Annotated in this window: 22 protein-coding genes and 2 pseudogenes; 6 read left to right on the top strand and 18 right to left on the bottom strand. The window is 38.9% G+C overall.

All coding sequences use genetic code 11. From position 1 onward, the window contains the following. Positions 1-92: 92 nt before the first annotated feature. Positions 93-221 (top strand): annotated as a pseudogene (locus CRI88_RS10740) (daunorubicin/doxorubicin resistance ABC transporter ATP-binding protein DrrA); the annotation flags it as partial. 199 nt (positions 222-420) lie between these two features. Here CRI88_RS10740 and CRI88_RS10735 read toward each other — a convergent pair. From CRI88_RS10735 to CRI88_RS10670, 14 genes are all read right to left on the bottom strand, one after another. Next, entirely contained in the window at positions 421-1,104 is a 684-nt protein-coding gene (locus tag CRI88_RS10735; protein WP_244504813.1) for a hypothetical protein, read from the bottom strand. Next, positions 1,101-1,595: an ECF transporter S component gene (locus CRI88_RS10730; protein ID WP_089932306.1), complete on the bottom strand. Its 495-nt coding sequence runs from the start codon at positions 1,593-1,595 to the stop codon at positions 1,101-1,103. The genes CRI88_RS10735 and CRI88_RS10730 overlap by 4 nt, the downstream gene beginning before the upstream one ends. Before the next feature lie 31 nt (positions 1,596-1,626). Beyond that, on the bottom strand, positions 1,627-2,019 hold the full coding sequence (locus tag CRI88_RS10725; RefSeq protein ID WP_089932308.1) for a bifunctional adenosylcobinamide kinase/adenosylcobinamide-phosphate guanylyltransferase: 393 nt from the start codon (positions 2,017-2,019) through the stop codon (positions 1,627-1,629). Then, the gene (locus tag CRI88_RS10720; protein ID WP_089932309.1) at positions 1,971-2,567 is read right to left on the bottom strand and encodes a histidine phosphatase family protein; all 597 of its coding nucleotides are present in this window, start codon (positions 2,565-2,567) and stop codon (positions 1,971-1,973) included. Before CRI88_RS10720 ends, CRI88_RS10725 begins: the two co-directional genes overlap by 49 nt. After that, positions 2,540-3,316, bottom strand: coding sequence for an adenosylcobinamide-GDP ribazoletransferase (gene cobS / locus CRI88_RS10715; protein WP_089932311.1), 777 nt, complete (start codon positions 3,314-3,316; stop codon positions 2,540-2,542). The genes CRI88_RS10720 and cobS overlap by 28 nt, the downstream gene beginning before the upstream one ends. Positions 3,317-3,337: 21 nt before the next feature. After that, positions 3,338-3,913, bottom strand: a complete 576-nt coding sequence (locus CRI88_RS10710) for a bifunctional adenosylcobinamide kinase/adenosylcobinamide-phosphate guanylyltransferase (protein ID WP_089932313.1) — start codon at positions 3,911-3,913, stop codon at positions 3,338-3,340. 13 nt (positions 3,914-3,926) lie between these two features. Next, positions 3,927-4,535, bottom strand: coding sequence for a histidine phosphatase family protein (locus CRI88_RS10705; RefSeq protein ID WP_089932314.1), 609 nt, complete (start codon positions 4,533-4,535; stop codon positions 3,927-3,929). Continuing rightward, complete coding sequence (gene cobD, locus CRI88_RS10700) at positions 4,532-5,626, bottom strand: threonine-phosphate decarboxylase CobD (protein WP_058845015.1); 1,095 nt, start codon at positions 5,624-5,626, stop codon at positions 4,532-4,534. Before cobD ends, CRI88_RS10705 begins: the two co-directional genes overlap by 4 nt. After that, positions 5,613-6,569: an adenosylcobinamide-phosphate synthase CbiB gene (gene cbiB / locus CRI88_RS10695; protein WP_036117330.1), complete on the bottom strand. Its 957-nt coding sequence runs from the start codon at positions 6,567-6,569 to the stop codon at positions 5,613-5,615. Before cbiB ends, cobD begins: the two co-directional genes overlap by 14 nt. After that, positions 6,569-7,249: an adenosylcobinamide amidohydrolase gene (locus CRI88_RS10690; RefSeq protein WP_101966592.1), complete on the bottom strand. Its 681-nt coding sequence runs from the start codon at positions 7,247-7,249 to the stop codon at positions 6,569-6,571. Before CRI88_RS10690 ends, cbiB begins: the two co-directional genes overlap by 1 nt. A 203-nt stretch (positions 7,250-7,452) precedes the next feature. Then, the gene (locus CRI88_RS10685) at positions 7,453-7,638 is read right to left on the bottom strand and encodes a hypothetical protein (protein WP_036117327.1); all 186 of its coding nucleotides are present in this window, start codon (positions 7,636-7,638) and stop codon (positions 7,453-7,455) included. A gap of 102 nt (positions 7,639-7,740) precedes the next feature. After that, positions 7,741-9,102, bottom strand: coding sequence for an aspartate kinase (locus CRI88_RS10680; protein WP_036117325.1), 1,362 nt, complete (start codon positions 9,100-9,102; stop codon positions 7,741-7,743). A 382-nt stretch (positions 9,103-9,484) separates the two neighbouring features. Next, a complete protein-coding gene (locus CRI88_RS10675) occupies positions 9,485-10,135 on the bottom strand; it encodes a hypothetical protein (protein ID WP_101966591.1) in 651 nt (216 codons plus the stop codon). 115 nt (positions 10,136-10,250) lie between these two features. Then, on the bottom strand, positions 10,251-11,003 hold the full coding sequence (locus tag CRI88_RS10670) for a glucose 1-dehydrogenase (protein WP_036117323.1): 753 nt from the start codon (positions 11,001-11,003) through the stop codon (positions 10,251-10,253). Between the two features lie 203 nt (positions 11,004-11,206). Here CRI88_RS10670 and CRI88_RS10665 point away from each other — a divergent pair, with 203 nt between their 5' ends. After that, the gene (locus CRI88_RS10665; RefSeq protein WP_036117321.1) at positions 11,207-11,818 is read left to right on the top strand and encodes a TetR/AcrR family transcriptional regulator; all 612 of its coding nucleotides are present in this window, start codon (positions 11,207-11,209) and stop codon (positions 11,816-11,818) included. Between the two features lie 43 nt (positions 11,819-11,861). Here CRI88_RS10665 and CRI88_RS10660 read toward each other — a convergent pair whose 3' ends face one another. Continuing rightward, on the bottom strand, positions 11,862-12,320 hold the full coding sequence (locus CRI88_RS10660; RefSeq protein ID WP_036117320.1) for a VOC family protein: 459 nt from the start codon (positions 12,318-12,320) through the stop codon (positions 11,862-11,864). 112 nt (positions 12,321-12,432) lie between these two features. On the opposite strand from CRI88_RS10660, the gene CRI88_RS10655 reads away from it, so the two are divergent. Further along, positions 12,433-13,380: a helix-turn-helix transcriptional regulator gene (locus tag CRI88_RS10655; protein ID WP_058845151.1), complete on the top strand. Its 948-nt coding sequence runs from the start codon at positions 12,433-12,435 to the stop codon at positions 13,378-13,380. 147 nt (positions 13,381-13,527) lie between these two features. Here the strand turns inward: CRI88_RS10655 and topB are convergent, their stop codons facing one another. The 3 genes from topB to CRI88_RS10640 all read right to left on the bottom strand — a co-directional run bounded on the left by topB (position 13,528) and on the right by CRI88_RS10640 (position 17,763). Then, entirely contained in the window at positions 13,528-15,657 is a 2,130-nt protein-coding gene (gene topB, locus CRI88_RS10650) for a type IA DNA topoisomerase (protein ID WP_101966590.1), read from the bottom strand. 336 nt (positions 15,658-15,993) lie between these two features. Next, positions 15,994-17,097 (bottom strand): hypothetical protein, encoded by a 1,104-nt coding sequence (locus CRI88_RS10645; RefSeq protein ID WP_058845171.1) that lies wholly within the window; start codon positions 17,095-17,097, stop codon positions 15,994-15,996. Positions 17,098-17,475: 378 nt separating this feature from the next. After that, positions 17,476-17,763, bottom strand: coding sequence for a hypothetical protein (locus tag CRI88_RS10640; protein WP_058845172.1), 288 nt, complete (start codon positions 17,761-17,763; stop codon positions 17,476-17,478). A 1,054-nt stretch (positions 17,764-18,817) separates the two neighbouring features. On the opposite strand from CRI88_RS10640, the gene CRI88_RS10635 reads away from it, so the two are divergent. The 3 genes and pseudogenes from CRI88_RS10635 to CRI88_RS23205 form a co-directional block, all read left to right on the top strand. Beyond that, on the top strand, positions 18,818-19,636 hold the full coding sequence (locus tag CRI88_RS10635) for a C39 family peptidase (RefSeq protein ID WP_058845173.1): 819 nt from the start codon (positions 18,818-18,820) through the stop codon (positions 19,634-19,636). 44 nt (positions 19,637-19,680) lie between these two features. Next, positions 19,681-20,793, top strand: a complete 1,113-nt coding sequence (locus CRI88_RS10630; protein ID WP_058845174.1) for a TolB-like translocation protein — start codon at positions 19,681-19,683, stop codon at positions 20,791-20,793. 180 nt (positions 20,794-20,973) lie between these two features. Beyond that, positions 20,974-21,180 (top strand): annotated as a pseudogene (locus tag CRI88_RS23205) (hypothetical protein); the annotation flags it as partial. Between the last annotated feature and the right edge of the window lie 72 nt (positions 21,181-21,252).

The raw sequence follows: 21,252 nt of genomic DNA, 5'->3' as shown, positions 1-21,252 counted from the left end.
AGTTAGGTAGCTATCTAGCATATTTTTAGCCAGTTAATATTCAGTTCATTGATGTCATGTATGATCTGTTTGTAGATATAAGGGGAAATTCCATGGGAGCATCACTAGCAACGAATGTCGAGTGGGCAATTGAAGCCAATCGTTTGGTTAAGCTTTTTGGAAATAATCGTGCTGTTGATGGTGTCGATCTGAACGTTCGTGCTGGAAGCATTTACGGTGTGTAGTGATGGTGGCAATCTTGGCCCCTCTCACAATACGTGCTTATATGCGCAGGACATAAACCTTGAAAATAAAAGCTTTGTAAAAAACAAGGGAACGCCCGGATGTGGACGTTCCCATTGTTATGCCAATAAAGCTGCGTTTTCCTGGCCATGCTCCTTGCATTTTACTTAGGATGACCATTGCTGGAAGCAAGCTCTGTTACAGTGTAGTGATGCGTAGTTTTTCGAAGTTTCGCAGGAAAAGCTTTTGTGCCTGTTGCTCTTTATCAGGATCAATGCCTAGCAAAGTGACCGTGCAGGGCCCTGCGGATTTTGTACAATCAACAGAACTTTCAACACGCTGCCCCCTAAATAGACGGGCGAATTCTCCTTGCAGCCCCTTTGATCCAACGGGCCATACTTGCTGAACCATTTCCGCTCGCCATGCCTGAAAAATTGGCTGCAACTGTGCAACATCTTCAGGCTGCGCCAACACTTCCTCGCCCACAAGTGGCAAGCCATAGGTGTACCAGCTAAGCTGTTCATGGTCAAATGCACAGCGCTGTTGGCTCTCCCCTAGCATCGTAATAGCTAAACCTGATTGCAATGTGGGCATATTGGATTCTGTACTACCTGCAATGGCTGGACATGTAAGACTCGCCTCTTCAAACACTTGCTGAATGCCTTTCTCATAGCGTGACCATGCGGCATCACCGGAAAAATTAGCAAGCAGTATTTGGATGGGCAATGCCTGCGCGGCAAGCTGCTCTAAAAACGATACACGTGCCGTCATATAGGCTGTCAATTGATCCGATGCAGACACAATATCCTGAGGTTTTTCCCCAATGGCTGCCGCATTATCCATTGTCGCAACCAACGAACCTACTTTCATCGCATTTCTCACTGTACATGACCTTCCTTACGCACAAAAACCTTTGACAAAACGGGCATAACTACAGCGACAATCACTAAATTGATTACCGTTGCCATCAGAATACTCCCTAACGCTCCCCAGAAAAATGCTGGGCTAATAATAAAATAAAACGGAAGTGGCGCCACAATGCCGTTTAATACTAGGGCAACGGGCCATTTCCAAAAATGCATGCCTTTTTTATGCATCACACCAAAGATCCAGACAACCATCAACATTTCTACGGCAATTAGTAGATGTAGAGGACCTAGTGGGAATCCAGCCGTGAGCGCTGTAATAAAATGACCGATCAGCCCAGCGACACCTGCTAGTAGCGGTGATAAAAAGACAACCCCTAAAAAGGCTGGGGCCGAGTCTAGAGCCGCCGTTGAAATAAATGTTGGCACTTTAATCATTGCCCCTACAGCACAAATGGCCGCTACCATTGCCGTCAATATCCATTTCCTTAATCTTTGTCGTTCCATGCCTTCTCCTCTTTTCTATTGAGTGCTTACCTTATTTCAGCTGTTCAGCCAATCCATACCAAATTCGTACAACTTGCTCTGCTTCCTTGAACAAAGCTTGGTATAAACGACCACATGTATCTCTTAGTAGACGTGCTTGCTTTTCCATCGGCACAACGCCACGCCCCATATCCGTGACAATGAGCACTAATCTACATTGTTGTTCCAATGTCTGTACTGTTGCTAGCACCGTTTGAACCACTTGTTCATCTTCCTCCAAATTTTGTGTCACGAGCCATTTTTCTAAATTTTTTATGACGAGGACATCACAGGCTGGTGCCACCTCTGGTAATTCGCCATCAAGCATTACCATCTGATGCAGTTCATACAAACCCTTCACATAGTCGGTTTTGCCGTTATAGGCGCCTCCGATAAAGACATGCATCTTGCTCCCTCCTCCCAAGCCTTTCTTGAAAACGTTAAAACAAATTGTTTGTCATGTGGCACTTGATAGGACCAAAAAGGCTCCTCTGTTGGGGCAAAAGCAACGAGTAACGCACGAATGACCCCGCCATGAACAACTAAATAATAATGATCCTCATCCTTTGGTAAATGGTTGAAGCCGTCTACAACACGCGTTACAAAATCATCAAACGCTTCGCCTTGTGGTGGGGGCGTGTGAATCGGATCGTCAAGCCATGCACAATAATGGGCATTCATTTTTAACTCCTCATAAGTTTGCCCTTCAAACGCACCAAAGTTTGTCTCACGAAAGCGTGGCTCTGTCTGGTAGCTTGCATTCGGAAAATAATGAGCCGCTGTTTCTCGGCAGCGTAGTAAATCACTGCCATAAACCTTATCGACATTCGCATCTACAACAGCAAGCTCGGTTGTCGCTGCTAATGGTGCGTCCGTCCAACCAAGATAGCGCTTTTCTAAATTTTCTTTCGTTGGTGCATGCCTCATTAAGCACACAGTAACAATGTCACCCATAGCACAACCTCCATCCCCTCAATCGATGCACCTAGTAAATCACCTGATACGCCACCAAAATTACGCAACGTAAATTGGCGAAAAATAAAAAGCGCAATGGCTAAAACGATCACTAATATAATGGGTAGCAGAGAGAACTCAGTAAAGACAAATACAGCCGTTATAGCTAAGAGGAGCGATAACAGCAACCATATTTGCAGTAGCTTGGCATTAATATGAGACTTAAAAAAATAGGCAAGACCTTTTTCCTTGGAGCAGTGGAGTGACATAAAATAAAAGCTCATACCCACCCTCGTTAGAAATGGCACAAATAACACCATCCATAAAGCGAATTGCTGCTGTACAAATAGCTCATGTATAATGACAAATTTACCCATTAATAAAAACACGACAGACAATACCCCGAATGCCCCTACACGAGGATCATCTAAAATCTCCAATCGTTTCTCTCGATCTCGATAAGAAAAATAGGCATCGCCCATATCGATAAAGCCATCTAAATGTAAACCACCTGTCCATAAAGCAAATAGCCCTATGACAATAAAAGCTAGCATCACTTCACTGCTTGCGGTCCACTGCGTGAGACTATACAGCACGGCTGCCACCGTCGTCCCCATCAAAGCCCCTATCCACGGTAAGCAAGCGAACATGCCTGTGATGGTGAACCTCGTTAATGGTAACTCTTTATGTACTGGCAAAACCGTAAAAAATTGAAATGCCAATAGCAGGCTATGCCAAAAATTTTTCATCGTCTTGCCCTCTTTCTCGATTTATTTCCACCTCTTCACAATACCGTCATTCATCTCATAGGCCTCCTGTGCCATTGCAACGAACCATTGATGGAATTGTCCGAGTGTTCGTCGGTATAATTCTACTTCATCACTATTATAAGGTGGCTCATCAAACAGTTCATTGGAGACAACAAAAAAAGTCATGTTCTTCTTTAGTAGTGACTGAATAGCCTGTTTAACAACCTGTAGCTTATTTTCTAAACACCCAGGCCGTTGTACACACGGTGTCCCACTGTCATAGCCTTCATAAAAAGCATTGGTCAGCCAAGTTGTGACGCAATCCCACAGCACCACATCCCCATCTTGAAGTGTCTCAAACACCTCTGCTATCGCATATGGGGCCTCCACCGTCAGCCATTGGATAGGCTGTGCCTGTCGATCTGCCTGATGACGATGAATCCGCTTCTCCATTTCACGATCTACAGCAAGACCAGAAGCCAAATATATCAAGCGTTTTGCAGTATTAAACTGCGCTTGATATTGCTGCATCGCTGCTTGCTCAGCAAAATGAGATTTACCACTACGCACACCACCTGTAATAAAAATGAGTGGCATTTTCAGGCACCTCCTATTGTAAATGATGCAAATTACCGATATCTTGGACAAGCCATTGTTGAGCTTGTCGTTCAATCACTGTTACACTCGTCCCATGAATATATGGCGCTGTCCACAGCTCACTAATGCTGTGCTGTAAAATGGCGTTGATAATACATTTAATGGTGACGGCATGAGAGACAATGAGGATTGATTCATCCCGATATTGGGCTGCTATTTTTTTGAGTGTAAACATCGCTCTTTCTGTCACAGCGCCGAAGCTTTCGGTATGAGTAGCAATAAACTGTGCTGGATAGTTTGTATATAGCTCATAATCCAGCTTATTCGTCGCCATTATCTCCTCAATGGTATGACCTTGCCATTCCCCTAAATAGATTTCTCGTAAATCATCTTCATAGACAATAGGCAGCTGGCGATTAGCTGTGAGAATAGCCATCGTCTCCCTCGCACGACCACTTGAGCTACAATAAGCAGCAGCAAATGGGATCTGTTGCAGTTGCTTGTGTAGCCGTTCAGCCGCTGCTCTACCGTTTTCTGTTAATGGTGAATCCAGCCACCCCTGTAGTCGTTGCTCTTGATTCCATTGTGTTTCCCCATGTCTTACTAGATAAAAAGTTGTCACTTTTCTCTCCCCTTATTTGCGCTAAACCAAGCTTGCAGACAATTATGTAAAGAAGTCATGGCCGCAATATCTTTTATTCCAATACGGAACCATTCACCCTGTAAACCTTGAAAATTTTTCGTATGACGCAGAACAATACCTTGTGCTAGACAATAGGTGAAAAAGGTATCTGCCTGCTGTGTTTTTGGTAGTGAGAAGCACACATAATTGGTAACGCTATTGGTTACTTGACAGCCATTTTCTTGTAAATAACGATGCAGCCATTCTCTTTGCGCTGTCGCATAGCTAATGGCTTGCTGACAATAATGCTGTTCATCTAAACAGCTCGCACCAATAACAAGCGCAAAGGCATTTAAATTCCAATGCGGCAGCATGTCCTTTAAAGTGCTCACAATGGAAGCATGTGCAACTAAATAACCTAGACGTAAACCTGGAATCGCATACATTTTAGTCATCGAACGTACGACAATGACATGCGGTTGTTGTGTACTATTATGAATTAGCGAATACGCCTCATCTACCCAATCCATAAAGGCTTCATCAATGACAAGCTCACAGTTAACGGCAGCTCCATGCTCTATTAAGGCAAGTAAATCTTCTTTTTTCGGCAGGACGCCCGTCGGATTATTAGGTGTACAAATATAAACTGCGTCTGCCTCCATCATTTCATGCTGTAGCTGCTCCATAGGTAATGTGTACTCGATGAAGTCTGTCACCAAAACGGGCACAATATCAGCACCCACTGCACGCAATGTTCGCTCATATTCAGAAAAAGTCGGATGCACAATGATGACACGCTTTTTCGCATAGCGTCTTGCTAGCACACTAAAAAGCTCTGATGCCCCGTTACCTAATAGAATCGTATCCTTTGCCACTTGATGAAAAGCTGCAACCTTTGTTAAAAAGGGCTCTCCATCAGGATCTGGATAACGTTGAATTAGCGGATAAAATGTACGCCACCGTGCCTCCACAAAGGATGGCGGTCCCGCGGCATTCACATTTTCACTAAAATCATACACTACTTCAGGCATAGTTAAGCCTAATTGCTGATACACATTATGCGGATTTGCTCCGTGATTAGGTAATGGCATAAATGAACACCTCCACTGCTAGCATGACAAGCGTAAAGAGAACTGTGGCAATACGCATATGAAGAATAGATGTAGCAATATGCTCCTTTGTTAAAGGAACTAATTTTTCTCCCATAATTGCTCGATGAGAGACAACACCCTTATACGTATTTTTTCCACCGAGCTGTACACCGAGCTGCACAGCCGTCGCTGCCTCTAAATAGCCACTGTTTGGACTTGGATGCTTTTTCGCATCCTGTGCCCATCGCTTTAAACGCTTGCCAAGCGAATAATTTGTTTCATTTTTTGTGCCAAGCACAATTAGCAAGCCTGTAATACGACTTGGAATAAAATTCAGCACATCATCAAGCTTGGCAGAGAACATGCCAAAGTCTTTGTATTTTTCATTTTTATAGCCGACCATCGAATCTAATGTATTGACAGCCTTATAGCCCCATAACCCTATTGCCCCAAATAAAAAGGCATAAAAGAGCGGTGCTGTCACGCCATCGCTTGTATTCTCAGAAACCGTTTCTACCACACCACGCACAATTTCATCTTCATCCAGCTTCTCGGTATCACGTCCAACAATCCACGACAGCTTGACACGCGCTTCCGCAAAATCACCTTTGACAAGCGGCTCATAGACAGCCATTGCCGCCTCCTTCAAGCTACGCTGTGCCAGTCCAATCCCAATGAGAAGCCCTTCTACTAGAATGCCAAAAATGATACTTACCTGATAACTAAGGAGCAGAATCAATGTCACTATAAACATGGTCGTCCCAACAACAGCAAGTGCCATCACCATCCCACGCAGCTTTCGCCATTTGCCCTTATTCCATAGAGCTGTTTGCGATTGAATCAAATGTCCAATCCAGCGTACAGGATGGGAAAGCTTTGGAGGGTCTCCTACTAATAAATCGAAAACGAGCCCTATGATACAGGCAATTACGATAGCAATCATCAAGCTCTCTCCTCTTTATCTTTTTTGTATTTCCTTACAGCCTCACGCATCGTTTCATAGACGCCATAGCCAATGACCTTGCCGAGCATCGTAATGGGGCCTGCATACTGATGGTAGTCCCCCTCTTCTGTGGAGGCAATCAGCAAGCTATCGGTAGAAGTACCTGTAGCTTGCGTACCTGTTGTTGGGTCTGTAATAGCTTCATCCACTAACGCCTTCACCTTGGCTTCTGTTGTTGAAATCATTGCCTGAAATAGTGCTTCATCCGATAGCTTTCCGTTGATGAGCACCCATGTATTAATCGTCCCTGCATGGTACTGCTCCTCCCGATGAAAAGCACGTGTAATATCGACCGCATTACCTAGCCCCGCAGTAATCATAATGACAAGTTGGATGCCTTCAAATGTAAAGTCGCAAATGGTCGCAAATTGGGCCTGAACGGCCGTCATCATGGCTACAGTGTTGTGGAGCGGAAAGCGCTGTGCCTGCAAAAATTGCTGTAATTCCTGATGGGGTTGCCGTTCATCATAAGTAATGGGTACTGTTCGATTCATGAGATGCGTATAATGTCCAAAGCCTGGATTATGCATGGCAGAGGATACGACCTTCATAGGTGAAGCTGTTTGAAGAGCAACATAATGATCAAATAGTTGAATATGGTCTTTCGTCAGTATAGGCATTTCATCGCCTCCTCGCACGAGATAGTTACGGAACATAAAAAAACAAATTCTTACAAAGAAGAATTTGTACTGTCGATTCTTTATTCAAATTTGAACCTTCTGAACGTATGTACAGAATAACAACTTCATAATACTCAAATTATTTATTTTCTTTGAAATTGTATCATAACTTTGGCTATTGTCACAATTCCAATTTCAAGGCGTTATTGTTGCTTTTGTTTGAGATTTTTAAAGCGGATCACAGAGCCTATAATAATAAAGACCCAGCCAATGCCAATGTAAACAATTTTCATTGTTTTGGTCGATGACGGTAAAATATCCATAATCGTTAAACAAACAAAAAGTATCCCAAGGATGGAGAAAAGCATCCCAATTGTTAAATTCTTCACGAAAAACCCTCCCAACTTATGTACGCCCTCGATTTTACCGTATTCTAAGCAAAAAGAAAACACTAATCCAAGCAAGAAACACTTGGATTAGTGATGATTGTGTCATTTTGCTTTCGCATGAGCAAAAAACTCTTCATATAATGCTTGTAAAATACGGTTTTCATATTCCTGAAGGACCCCAAATACGAGGCTGACTTCAGAAGAACCTTGATTGATCATTTCAATATTTGCGCCAGTTTCTGAAATCGCTGTGGCAGCACGGGCAGCTAAACCTGTATTATGACGCATCCCTTCGCCAACAATCACGATCATCGAAAAACCGTGACGCATTTCTACATACTCAGCATGTAGCTCTTCTTTCACACGACTAATAATACGTGCTTCATTTTCTGGAGTTAGTTGATTTGAACGCATGATGACAGAAATATCGTCTAAGCCAGACGGTGTGTGTTCATAAGAAATATTCTCATCTTCTAAAATTTGGAGCAGCTTTCGTCCAAAGCCTACTTCACGATTCATCAAATATTTAGAAACATATAAAGTTGAAAAGCCACTGTCTGCCGAGATTCCTGTAACGGGACGACCTGTTGCAGGACGGCTTGGTACGATACGAGTACCTGGGGCTAATGGATTATTTGTATTTTTTATGTTAACGGGCACCCCAATCTTGTAGACAGGCATTAACGCTTCATCATGGAACACTGAAAAGCCTGCATATGATAATTCGCGCATTTCGCGATACGTAATTTCTTTAATTTCCACTGGATCATTGACAACTTTCGGATTCGCAGAGAACACACAATCCACATCCGTAAAGTTTTCGTACAGCTCCGCTTCAACGGCTGCTGCTAAAATGGAACCTGTAATATCAGAGCCACCGCGGTCAAATGTTCGCAATACGCCCGCTTTAGTGTAACCGAAGAACCCTGGGAACACAATAATTTCTTTTGTATCTTTTAAAGGGGCTAAATTAGCATACGCTTCGGGTAAAGCAAATGTGCGTTCAGGCAAATCATTGACCACTAAACCTTCTTTTGGACTAATGTAGCGTGCGGGCATACCAATGGCATTAAAGTAAGCTGCTATCAGCTTGGCATTATTATCTTCACCTGCTGCTTTAATACTATCGATGAATAATTCCACGTTCGTTTTGTCACCTTGTACACGTTCACGTAAATCTTCCGCAATTACGTCACAAATGGCATGGTCTAATCCCAAACCATCTGCAATCGCTCGAAAACGATTCACAACAGTTTGCAATTTTTCTTCCGTATTCTCATGTTGTAACGCTGCATTTGCTAATTGTATTAATAGGTCTGTTACTTTTATATCGTCATCAGAACGTTTCCCTGGTGCTGAAACGGCAACAATCTTACGTGCCGGATTAGATTTCACAATGTTTGCCACTTTTTGAATTTGTTCTGCACTTGCTACAGATGTTCCACCAAATTTACACACGATCATATCTATCAAATCCTAACTTTTCAAATTAATTGTATTCCTCCAAAAAACAATTGAATGTACACAGTGTACAAATTATCGTTTCCTACGTCAATACAATTTAAAAAATTCACGCAATTTATCGAGAAATATGGACAATTTTCGTACTGTTTGATTTATTATACGGATTTCGCATGAAATAGTTAAGGTTTTTATGAATTTTTTTTCGTGACATTCACATATTCGTGAAATTTTCCATTTTGACTTTCTTCTATATAATGAAGAAAACGCTTACTCCAACTATGATATGCACAAACAGCCACTATGTTTGTGCTATTTTATATGTAAAAAAGACGACTTGAGCAGAGTTCTAACGCTTGATTTCGGAGGAGGAGTTATCGCTCATTCACAGAGTTTCCTGCCCTTCCACGAGTATTCCTCGGCCTTCCGCGAGTATTCCTCTTCCCTCCGCGAGTATCCCTCTTCCTTCCGCGAGTATTCCTCCTCCTTCCGCGAGTATTCCTCTTCCTTCCGCGAGTATCCCTCTTCCTTCCGCGAGTATCCCTCTTCCTTCCGCGAGTATTCCTCCTCCTTCCGCGAGTATTCCTCCTCCTTCCGCGAGTATTCCTCTTCCTTCCGCGAGTATTCCTCTTCCTTCCGCGAGTATTCCTCTTCCTTCCGCGAGTATTCCTCTTCCTTCCGCGAGTATTCCTCTTCCTTCCGCGAGTATTCCTCTTCCTTCCGCGAGTATTCCTCTTCCTTCCGCGAGTATTCCTCTTCCTTCCGCGAGTATTCCTCTTCCTTCCGCGAGTATTCCTCTTCCTTCCGCGAGTATTCCTCTTCCTTCCGCGAGTATTCCTCTTCCTTCCGCGAGTATTCCTCTTCCTTCCGCGAGTATTCCTCTTCCTTCCGCGAGTATTCCTCTTCCTTCCGCGAGTATTCCTCTTCCTTCCGCGAGTATCCCTCTTCCCTCCGCGAGTATCCCTCTTCCCTCCGCGAGTATCCCTCTTCCCTCCGCGAGTATCCCTCTTCCCTCCGCGAGTATTCTATTAATCATTGAAGTTCTCGCTCAATTGCTTGGATGCAACAATCTTTCATGAGCAGCCGCCTTCTTCTACATAAAAAAACTAGGCTCACGTTATGTGATGCCTAGTTTTACTTGTGCTATTGGATTACATGGCTGTCCAGCCACCATCGATCACTAGCTCTGCGCCTGTCATGAAACGAGATTCGTCAGATGCTAGGAAGACTACACCATAGGCTACATCTTCCGGTTCACCGAAATATGGTAGTTGTGTGTAAGTTTGATAGAATGGTAGTGCGCCTCCCTCTACCATTGTCGGTGCTGTCATCGGTGTGACGATAATGCCTGGGTGCACAGAATTCACGCGAATTTTATCTTTGCCGTATTCGATAGCAGCCGATTTAGAAAGTACACGCAGTGCACCTTTTGCTGCTGTATAGGGGCTTGTACCAGCCATCCCAACGATTCCGCCAATGGAAGAAATATTAATGATTGAACCGCCGCCCGCTTTTTGCATTTCAGGAATCACGTATTTCATACCAATAACACAGCCATTCAGGTTGATATCCATAATTTTATTCCATTCAGCCATTTCCATGTCAGCCATCGTTTTTGGTGATGAAACGCCTGCATTGTTGACAAGAATATCGACTTTGCCGTAAGCCTTTACAGCCTCCGCAATTACTGCTTTCCACTCGTCTTCTGAAGTGACATTATGTGAAAGCCCCATAATCTCTCCACCATTTTCTTTAATTTCTTTAACTAAGTTATGCAATGGCTCGATTTGCACATCTGTTGCAATTACCTTTGCGCCTTCTTGTGCGAATAATTTTGCTTCGGATGCACCCATCCCCATCGCTGCTCCTGTAATAATTGCTACTTTTCCATTTAAACGACCCATAATAAAAACTTCCTTCCTTCTATATAAATGAACAATTCGTGAACACGTTAACAACCAGTTGTATTATCGACACCGTGTCGTTAATATAATTATAACTCGCTATTTAAAAAGGGCAAACAACACAAAAACCTGTTATGATGCTTACACAACATTCACAATAAATCTGTTGTTTAAATAGAAAATTTGATACAAGGAGCATAAAAATGTCGAAAAAAATGGACCCCCGCGTCATCCGAACACGCCAATTATTAAGAGATGCACTGGTGGAATTAATTGATGAACAAGGCTATGAGAAGATTACAGTTCAAGATATTACACAACGAGCCACATTAAATCGTGCCACTTTTTATTTACATTACCGTGATAAGCTGGACCTCCTCTATCAAAGCTCAGAAGAAACTTTGCATGAGCTTGTCAGTAGTATTCGTCCAAACTTTGAGGAGAAAAAGGATTTTGATTTATTACCAAATTATGACCAGCCTCACGAGACATTTATGCATTTATTTGAACAAATAGCGCTGAATAGTAAGCTTTATAAGGTTTATCTCACGGAAAAGAATATCCCTTATTTCTCTGATGGTTTGAAAAACATTATTATCAATTTCGTCTCAAGTGGCATTCAAATTATGGAGCCTAACGATCAAAAGCTAACAGTGCCCCGTGAGATGGCTGTACGGTTTTATGCCGCTGCCTTTCTTGAAGTGATTGTTTGGTGGTTGGAACATGATATGCCGTATACACCAAAATTTATGGCGACCCAGCTCATGCGTATTACCATTAAAGGGCCTTATATTGACAATCCCTTTGAAAAGTAAAGAAGATTTGGGTATAGGTTAAGCCCATACCCAAAGGACTTACCTATGCGCCATTTAGTAATCTTTCATCAAACATTAATTGTATTTGAATGCCGAACGGGTCTTCGATAATGCCATAAGCTTTACTAAAAACATTACTGGATAACGGAACAATGATTCTTACTCTTTCATCTGACGTTAAGCTCTTATAAAAATGCTCCATTTCTTCTAGGTCTGCGCTCTGTATACATAATGAGGAATGATTTCCTACTACATAGTGTTCCGTAACATCCATTGTAGCTTCTGCTAGCATTAGCTTTGTTTTGCCAATTAATAAAACAGCATGTGCTATATGCTGTTTATTTTCTTCTGTAAGACGCATTGTCTTGTCACGCTTTGCCATATCCTCATATGTCACAAGCAACAGTTCCTCCGCATTCAAATGTTCTTTGTAAAATTGGACAGCTTCTTTTGCCTTTCCGTTCATGGATAAAAAAATAGCGACTTCAAGTGTGGCACTCATCGTATCAATCTCCCTTAATAAATATAGTTAGATAATAACTCTATTGATATTACCTAACCCTTATTTTAGAATATAAAGGTATCAAAACATGACACCTTTTAAGGAGATAGCCATGAAAAAATCAGAACGACTTAATGATATGATCAGATACTTAAATGGTCGGGAATTTTTTAATTTAACAGATTTAATGACTACCTACAGCATTTCTAAAAGTACAGCGCTACGTGATGTTCATTCTTTAGAGCAATTAGGCATGCCGATTTTTGCCGAGCACGGAAGACATGGACGGTATGGCATCTTAAAAAACAGGCTATTGTCCCCTATTATTTTTACATTGAATGAGGTGTATGCTTTGTACTTTGCTATGCTCACATTAGAATCTTACCAATCAACACCTTTTCATCTAAGTGTTAATCAATTAAATGAAAAATTTGAAAGCTGTCTGTCTAAACATCAAGTAGAACAGATGCATCAAATGAAAAAAGTCCTGCAATTTGAAGCTAACCAACATCATCATATTAGTCTTTTTTTAGATAAGATTTTAATGAGTATTCTTCATGAATATGGCTGTCAATTTCAATATCAAAAAAATAATGAGCAAAAAGATTACTATGTTCAATTTTTCAAAATATCTGCTAAATTTGGGCAATGGTATGTAACTGGCATAGAAGTGGATACGAAGAAAGTGAAGGTTTTCAGATGTGATAAAATAACGTCCATTGAAATAATAGATAGTAGCATGCACTTTTCTCTAGACGCACTAATCAATCGGTCATTAGAAATGGATCAACCAAAGAAACGTATTGCCTTTGAGGTAGAAATTTCAGCACAGGCAAAGGATATTTTTTATAAAGAACATTACCCTTCTATGACACTAGAAATGGATGATAAAACTGTAATTAAGGGCTTTTACAACCCAGGAGAAGAAACATTTATCGGCAATTATTTTATGAGGTATGGTCAGCATATTATCTCCGTGAAGCCCAAAGCATTACAACAAATAATCCAAGACCAAGTAGAGAATCTCCTTCATCACTATCAAAAATTAACCTCACATTAGCCCATAAAAAATCCCGAACTATATGATTTGACTAGCTCGGGTTTTCTGTCTATATTGCTCGATACACATAAGACCGTTAGCAAAAACTATAAAATGAATTCAATTGATCGGTTTTTTTGCACCATAGATCATAAAGCTCTCCCGCTTTTACTTTTCATTAAACTCAAATTCAATTTTCCCTTCTACCAAACGGAGTGACGCATTAAATTGTTTGCCATTCTTTGATTTAAACCCTTTCATCACAGCTGTTTTACCAATCTTACATAAATCATGAATATTCTTCTCCGTTAGTTTTTTTCCTAATAGCCTTCCTGGAAACGTTTGCTTACAACCATTTTTATAATTCGAACAACCGTAAAAACTTTTACGCAAACCTATTTTTCCTACTTTACATGTCGGACACATCACAATATCTTTCACAACAGCTGGTTTAAACTGCTCCGCTTCAATTGTAAGTGACTCTAACTGTTTAGGCACTTCCGCTATTAATTGATTAATAAACTTGCCTATGCTTTCAATGAAATGTTTGGCTGACCCTTCTCCATGACCAATTTTATGTAAATAAATTTCCCATTTTGCCGTCATCGATGGACTTGACAGTAATGTTCCTTCAATTGCTCGACATAAAAGCGCACCCTTAGGCGTAATACTCACGATATTTTTTCGTACTTCAATAAATCCATGCTTTTTAATCGTCTCGATAATGCCACTACGAGTTGCTTCCGTCCCAATACCTTCAATCGACTTCAGCACCTCGATTTCCTCTTCATCCTCAACCGATTTACCACATGTTTTCATCATCGTAATGAGTTGACCTTCTGTATAAGGCTTAGGAGCCGTTGTCGTGCCTTCTAAAATAGAAACCTTACTTTGTACCATCTCATCTTGGAAAACAACAGGTAACGACTCTTCACGCTCCTGCAACTCTTTCTCATTTGAAAACAATTCTTTCCAACCTTTTACAAGCTCTGTTTTCCCTACCGTTTTAAACGCAACGTTTTTGACATTCGTTATGATCGTTTTTTCGTCGTATTGATAATCTTGGTGAAACATAGCGAGTGTCGTATTGACGATTTCAAAATAAATATTTCGTTCATCCGCATTCATGGATTGTAACGCTTTTTCTGTCGGCACTTTTTTCGTTGGGATAATAGCATAGTGCTCCCCAACGTTGACACTATCGACGTAGCGTTTGTTATTCCCTCGGTTGATTGCATGAAATGACTTTCCCACGAGCTGTTGATAGTTGGCCAATGAGTCATTTAAATAGGCAAACTCATGATGTGTAATGAGCTGTGAATCGGTACGCGGGTAAGAAACGAGCTTTTTCTCATAAAGTGATTGCGTAAGTTTCAACACATGCGATGGACTGTATTTCCAACGCTTATTGGCAGTAGCTTGTAATGTTGATAACGCATGTAGTTTAGGTGGTGCGATCCGCTTCATTTTGTTCGTTACACTTGTAATTAGACCCGTATCCAGCGGTTCAATCCTATGCTGTTGCAATAATTGCACAGCCTCTGCACGCTCTTTTGTTTTTAAATTTGCCTTCCCTTTATATACACCATTTTGTGCTTTGAAAACCCCTTCAATTTCATAAAATTTTTCAGGCTTGAAATGTTCGATTTCCTGCTGTCTTTTATAAATTAAATAGACGGTTGGTGATTGCACACGTCCGATGGAGATACTGCCCCTAAAGCCCTTTTTTTGTAAAAGTAGCGTATAGAGGCGACTACAGTTCATCCCTACTAACCAATCGCTAATTTGACGTGTTTTTGCTTCTTGGTACATGAGCAAATCACGCTCATTACTTTGCATATGATTAAAACCTTTTCGAATTTCCTCAACCTCTAATGAATTGATCCATAATCGTTTAACAGGCTTGTTGACTTTCGTCATTTTTAAAAGGGAGTAGAAGATATTTGAACCCTCACGTTCACTATCGCAGCCATTATAAATCATGGTTACTTGCGGATCATTAAAGATTTTTTTGACTGCATGAAATTGTGTATACATTTTAGAGACAACTTTATCTTCAAATTTTTGTGGAATGATCGGTAATGATCCCAGTGACCATTTCTCCCATTCCTTCTGATATTCTTTTGGTTCCTTTAATTCAACAAGATGACCCACTGCCCAGGTAATGACTGCACCATTAGGAAAAGTTGAACAAGGTTCCAGTTCAATAAATGTTTTCTCTTTTTTCTTTATTTTAAATGCATCTGCATAAGCCCTTGCTTGAGATGGCTTCTCTGCCAAAACGGCGATTTTCCCCATTGATCATCACATCTTCTTTAAAATAGTTTCGTAGCTTTTCTATAAAAACATAAAACTCAACTAATCAGATTAGTTGAGTTGATGGTGAATACCTTACTACTATTTTACTTTAAACAATTAAAAATATCACTTATTAAAATCTATGAACTAAAAGGACCCTTCAAATGGTTGATGCAAGCCAATCGATTTCGTTTAGCTTCTTGAAATTTTGACGGAATTAGGCGGCTGTGATTTAACTAACGCTAATACATTTAAACATGTAATATGTGTCATTCGATAAAGCTTATTATCATCCCATTCATCAGGGAACAACGGTTTTATACTTTAATGTTGTTCCTAACTTTTACTAATAGCCCTATAATCTACATATTCCATATAACCGTCCCAATCCATGACATCTGTGCTGATTCCGAGTCTTTGATATATGAGTTTGGAGCGTTCCTTTAAACTATTGTCCATCGTAACAAAAATATCCGTCCCCGCCGCATAAATCATATGCTCTATATCATGCGCACTACTTTTTATTGCACGGTTCTTGTCTGTCTTGTATCCGATATCATCCAACACTCGAACAAGTGCATGTATCGCTTGATGGACAAAGGTATAGTGCTTTACACGACCTTTCTCGTCAATCATTTCTTCCCATTGGAACGCCTCACATGCCGCGATAATCTTCTCGTGGTTAAATACCTTATCGTAGGTTAATCTACTTGTGTAGATTTGATTTGTACGTTCGGGATAAAATATTTTGCGGTCATCGGTGGTAATAACGCGATAAGCCTCAACATCAGGTGCAACCTCACTTTTCAATACCCTGCTTATGCCATAATCCGGGTCCTCGTGGGCAAGGCATAATTTGTTACCTCTAAAATTGGAAATGAAGAGAGAAGAAGAAATTACCCGGATTGTATCCATTACTTGCTGCTCTTCTTCTTTATTGTTCATCCGTTTGATTTCCTCGAGATGAGATGGGCTGTAGACATATTGAATGTCAGCATAGCCAGGGACGAGTCTTCTCTTTTTTTCCTCCTCTTTATGGAACTTGTCTATCACATTATGGTCTAAATAAACAAGTGTTTTATTATTGGGATAGAATGGTATCCTTTTGAAATCTTCAGGGTTTACCTGAATTGAAGTAGAGTGTCGGAGAATTTGATCAAGGCCCCTAGCCTTTCTGACAAACTGTTCCTGTTCTATTACCCATTGCAGATCTTTTTCATTAAACAAATAACCATACACTATCCGTCTGTTCTCCACAAATGTCAAGCATTCGTCACAATCAAGACAAGGTGGTTCAAGTTCTCCAGATTCTAGTTGTTCTTCCGATTTTATACAATATATTTTATAAGTAGAATAATCATCAGTCTTCCCCTGCTTGATTTCTTTTAAAATCATATTTAAATATTGAGCAAATATGCCATAATTAAAGCAACTATCCATAGTTATCACCCTCTCCTCTGTATCTATTTTAGTTGTTCTTATAAAAGAAATACTAAATATAACTACTTATTATCATAATGATGGGGAAAGCCTGTTGGAATTTAGTTTATACAAAGTAATTGAGTTTTAATTAATTGCTATTACTATATACTTCTCCATATAACTATTGATAAAACATTGTTGGATACTTCCATTCTCAACGATAATCTAAGATTTCACCACCTTCATAACTCCCTAAGCTCAGCATATTATGACAACAGTTTATTCCACGCTTTGGCCCTTTCCATGTGTAAAGACGATTTCTTATTTCAGAAATGCGCCCGTTTGTTGAACAACAATTGTACAAAATGCGATTAAGGTATTAAGCACTAAGATGCCTTACATAGAACCTTTTAGTTCACCGATTGATTTAAATTTACCCTCAATAAACTTTAACGTTACATCGGCATCTGAAGTTGGGTTGTTGTTATAATTGTAAATTTCTAAAATCTCAGATTCAGCAACAAGTGCACCTATACCACCAAGAATCTCAAATGCTCTTTCTTTTGACATACCTTTTTCAAGCTTATTTAATTGCTCAAGGTTTATTTCAATATCAGATGTTTTTAATCCGATTTGTGCTTTATAACTTAGTTTTTCCCCCTCGAATGTCATTTCAGAACCCAACGAGTCTCCATCTGTTTCAAATATATAACGGTATTATACGGATCGCCTTCTGTACCACTTTTAGAAACAAGGGTTTTTACCAATTTCAAATTTAAATAATATGCTTTTTCAACTTCTAGTGTATCAAACATTTCAGCTATTTCAGTTATATCGGAAGAATACTTTATGCATTATTTGTAATTATTGTATATTGTTCCTTATTCACAATCACTTTGCCTTCTGGTTGACTGAGAGTATCGGTTAGGAATCTACTGCATCCAGTCAAAATACAACGTTAGTTGAATAAGATTATCGTTCATAATTATCGACTATATTTAATTGCAATACCAAGAAGGGCGTGGTCTGCAACTGCCTCATGACTAGAAAGAAAAACCTCCATTAAACCCTGTCCTGTTGTACCTTGTATCCCTTTAAGGAAAAATTTATGTGAATTAAAAACTAGAATTTACTACCTGGTAAATTTGATGAGCTTAAATTATGAATTATTAATTATGTTACCTACATTTATTACTGAACGGTCCCAATTTACCTTAAGATAACTTCCGATATGGACTTTTCCCATGGCGTCTACTTCCAGAATAATAAGGAAAGATTCTATCATCACCCCTTGTTACTTTAAAGTCCACTCACTTAGGTCCAATATGCACACTTTAAAAAAATGGCTAAATAGTGCATATTTAACCAGTATTATTTTACCAAAACAGGATTTGTTTATATATAAAAGTATTATTTTGTAAAAATAGTTGAATATTTGGTAATAATTGTGCTAATCTAGAATTAACTCGAGGGTAAGCAATTTTGCTATAGCATAAAAATTATTATTATTTTGGTAAGTACATAGTATTTTATAAATGAACAAGATTAAAAGGTGGAAGTTATATTTATGTCAGTAAAATTCTGTTACATACAACACTAACCCTAAATAAATTTATTTTCGAATGCTATTACATACTCAAAAATAGAAGTTTTAAAGCTTTTATATTCATTGCATTACGAGATGTTTTCATCAAATTTTAGAATCGAAAACATTAATAAAAAGAATAGAGGATAAAAAATGAAAAAAAAATATGTTTTAAGCGCTTTATTTTTACTGACGATGAGTATTGGTGCATTACCTGAAAATTCTAAGGCGGCTTCAGAAGAAGATAATGTTAATGGTGTTTCGAATGTAGATATAGATTATATGGAAAACAAAGAATATTATGATGGATTGGCAAAACAAAGAGATTTAGAAATTGCCGAAAGAGAAAAACAAGAACAAAAACAAGGTTTAGCACGTGCTTCCGCATATTATACAATACCAGTTACCTACAATAAGCAAGCGTATTCCAATTTTTGTGGCCCAGCGGCAGGAAGACAAGCCTTAAGTTTCCACAAAGAAAAAAGTAAGAGTAAGGATAGTTTACCAACCCAGGATAACTTTGGTGTCACTATTGGTACTCTACCAAACAAAGGGGGGACACAATCTACAAATCTTAGAAACGGTTTAAATCAATATAAAAATGTATATGGTTTTAGTTCAAATCCCTATATAGTAGGTAATCTTACTGACTCTGCTAATCCTGCGAATACATTTATTTCACGTATTACTGATAGCTTAAAGAATCAAAAAACAGCACCAATCTTATTAACAGAAACCGAATGGATTGAACAATATAAAGGTACAAATTACCGTCATTATGTAACAATAAGTGGATATAATGAATCCGGTCAGACTCTAAGAGTTGTAGATCCAAATCACCATACAGAATTCACAGGAACCGGGACATATTGGACATCTATCGGAAAAGCAACAGATAATACTACAACTGGCAAAGGTATTTCAAAAGCTACATATAAAGCTGATGGTGCTAACCCTGCAATGATTTGGTAAAATAGAACAAAATTAAATAACTAGGTTTATTTGGGGAGATTATTTTGAAAAAAAAAGCATTAGTAGCACTCGGATTAATTGTCAGCTTAGTTATCATTCTACTAGTTATTCCTAAAGTAGTTCAAAATAATGAACACACTAACAATGCTGAAGAAAATGAGACTCTTGAAAACTATCAAATAGTTGATGAAGATTTTAATAAAACAGTAGATGTTCCTTTTTCTAGAATAACTTCTTTTAGAGGTAACGCTAACTCAATTTTTATGAGTGCAGATCATAAGAGTTCATCCGGTCTAGATAATAAAATCATTCAATATAATAGAAAGACTCAGAAATATAAAACTATATTTAACAGTAAATTTGAATTGCCGTCTGTCCAAGGTTTAGAACTGAATGATAATTGGTTAGTCTGGGTTGATTCTGATGAAACTGGGTCACAGAAAAATGCATATTCAATGAATTTAAATACGAATGAAATACAACCATTAACACAAGAAAATGATCCAAATATCAATAATGCTTTTCCTGTACTTGTAGAAGACTATGCTGCTTGGATATCAATAGATAGTAGGACAAGCAAGCCGAAAGTTATGTTAAAAAATCTAAAAACAAATGAAACTGAAAGTATATTTGATTTAAATACCTATACTTTTATGAATATGTTTTTATCTGCAAAAGATGGGAAAATATTATTTACTGATAAAAAAAATAATGTTGGTTATCTCTATTTATACGATGTGAAAAGTAAAGAAATCAAAGAAATAAAAACTGATTATGAATTGATTGGTTGGGCAAGTATGCTAAATGACCAACAACTTATTTATCTAACCTTTAATGACCCTAGTGAATCTAAAGTTGATAAACGAAAGCTTCTTTTTTATAATATTTCTAATAAACATACGCAAGAAGTTGTTTCGGATGTATTAAATGTAAATGCTCTTTACACAGATTTTAATAATCAAGTGTTTTTTTCTTATAACGATAAATATTTGATAAAATTTAAGCTAGAGAACAATTTACTGGTTGAAAATAGCGAATTGGAGACACCTGACGTTTACAGGTTTTCTGCGGACAATGATATCTATATTATTAACCAAGACCTTTCAGATGAAAAACGTAAAAGCAAATTAATTATCCAAAGTGAACTCTCTAATTAAAAATTTGGCCATTCCCAATCGGGAATGGCCTTATTCTTTTAAAGTTTTGTGAAAACTCAATTTCTCCCCTTAAAAGTCCGAAAAATAAAGAAAATCACTTATAACTGGAAATGGTATAGTAAAAATTAACCCTATCTTTCCTTAAGATTATTTTATTAAAAATAGCGTAAAAAAGAAGGTTTTGGTTCAGGACTAAGCATTGCGAATAGTATTATGAAATTGTATAAAGGCGTAATTAAAATTACAAGTCAAGAGAGAAAAGGGACGACTGTTGAATTGTTTTTACCAATAAACTTAGATCCCATATATCTAGAGTCCAATTACAAAAGTGTCCAGAGAAGTTCTTATCCATGTAAAAGAGGTTTATTTACTGTTGATAACAGTTAATAAACCTCTTAGTGTTGAAAAACAAAACAGTCAATTGAAAGGTAGAAATGGATTTCCGTTGCAGGCTACTTG

This window comes from Lysinibacillus fusiformis (assembly GCF_002845985.1).
GTDB lineage: Bacteria > Bacillota > Bacilli > Bacillales_A > Planococcaceae > Lysinibacillus > Lysinibacillus fusiformis_D.
The sequence above is the reverse complement of the archived record's forward strand: the minus strand, read 5'-3'. Positions and strand labels throughout refer to the sequence as shown.

Excerpts from the sequence above, each read along its gene's own strand:
- CRI88_RS10730 (WP_089932306.1), bottom strand. The coding sequence starts at position 1,595 with ATGGAACGACAAAGATTAAGGAAATGGATATTGACGGCAATGGTAGCG.
- CRI88_RS10725 (WP_089932308.1), bottom strand. The coding sequence starts at position 2,019 with ATGCATGTCTTTATCGGAGGCGCCTATAACGGCAAAACCGACTATGTG.
- CRI88_RS10720 (WP_089932309.1), bottom strand. The coding sequence starts at position 2,567 with ATGGGTGACATTGTTACTGTGTGCTTAATGAGGCATGCACCAACGAAA.
- cobS (WP_089932311.1), bottom strand. The coding sequence starts at position 3,316 with ATGAAAAATTTTTGGCATAGCCTGCTATTGGCATTTCAATTTTTTACG.
- CRI88_RS10710 (WP_089932313.1), bottom strand. The coding sequence starts at position 3,913 with ATGCCACTCATTTTTATTACAGGTGGTGTGCGTAGTGGTAAATCTCAT.
- cobD (WP_058845015.1), bottom strand. The coding sequence starts at position 5,626 with ATGCCATTACCTAATCACGGAGCAAATCCGCATAATGTGTATCAGCAA.
- cbiB (WP_036117330.1), bottom strand. The coding sequence starts at position 6,569 with ATGATTGCTATCGTAATTGCCTGTATCATAGGGCTCGTTTTCGATTTA.
- CRI88_RS10690 (WP_101966592.1), bottom strand. The coding sequence starts at position 7,249 with ATGCCTATACTGACGAAAGACCATATTCAACTATTTGATCATTATGTT.
- CRI88_RS10680 (WP_036117325.1), bottom strand. The coding sequence starts at position 9,102 with ATGATCGTGTGTAAATTTGGTGGAACATCTGTAGCAAGTGCAGAACAA.
- CRI88_RS10675 (WP_101966591.1), bottom strand. The coding sequence starts at position 10,135 with ATGATTAATAGAATACTCGCGGAGGGAAGAGGGATACTCGCGGAGGGA.
- CRI88_RS10670 (WP_036117323.1), bottom strand. The coding sequence starts at position 11,003 with ATGGGTCGTTTAAATGGAAAAGTAGCAATTATTACAGGAGCAGCGATG.
- CRI88_RS10665 (WP_036117321.1), top strand. The coding sequence starts at position 11,207 with ATGTCGAAAAAAATGGACCCCCGCGTCATCCGAACACGCCAATTATTA.
- CRI88_RS10660 (WP_036117320.1), bottom strand. The coding sequence starts at position 12,320 with ATGAGTGCCACACTTGAAGTCGCTATTTTTTTATCCATGAACGGAAAG.
- CRI88_RS10655 (WP_058845151.1), top strand. The coding sequence starts at position 12,433 with ATGAAAAAATCAGAACGACTTAATGATATGATCAGATACTTAAATGGT.
- topB (WP_101966590.1), bottom strand. The coding sequence starts at position 15,657 with ATGGGGAAAATCGCCGTTTTGGCAGAGAAGCCATCTCAAGCAAGGGCT.
- CRI88_RS10645 (WP_058845171.1), bottom strand. The coding sequence starts at position 17,097 with ATGGATAGTTGCTTTAATTATGGCATATTTGCTCAATATTTAAATATG.
- CRI88_RS10635 (WP_058845173.1), top strand. The coding sequence starts at position 18,818 with ATGAAAAAAAAATATGTTTTAAGCGCTTTATTTTTACTGACGATGAGT.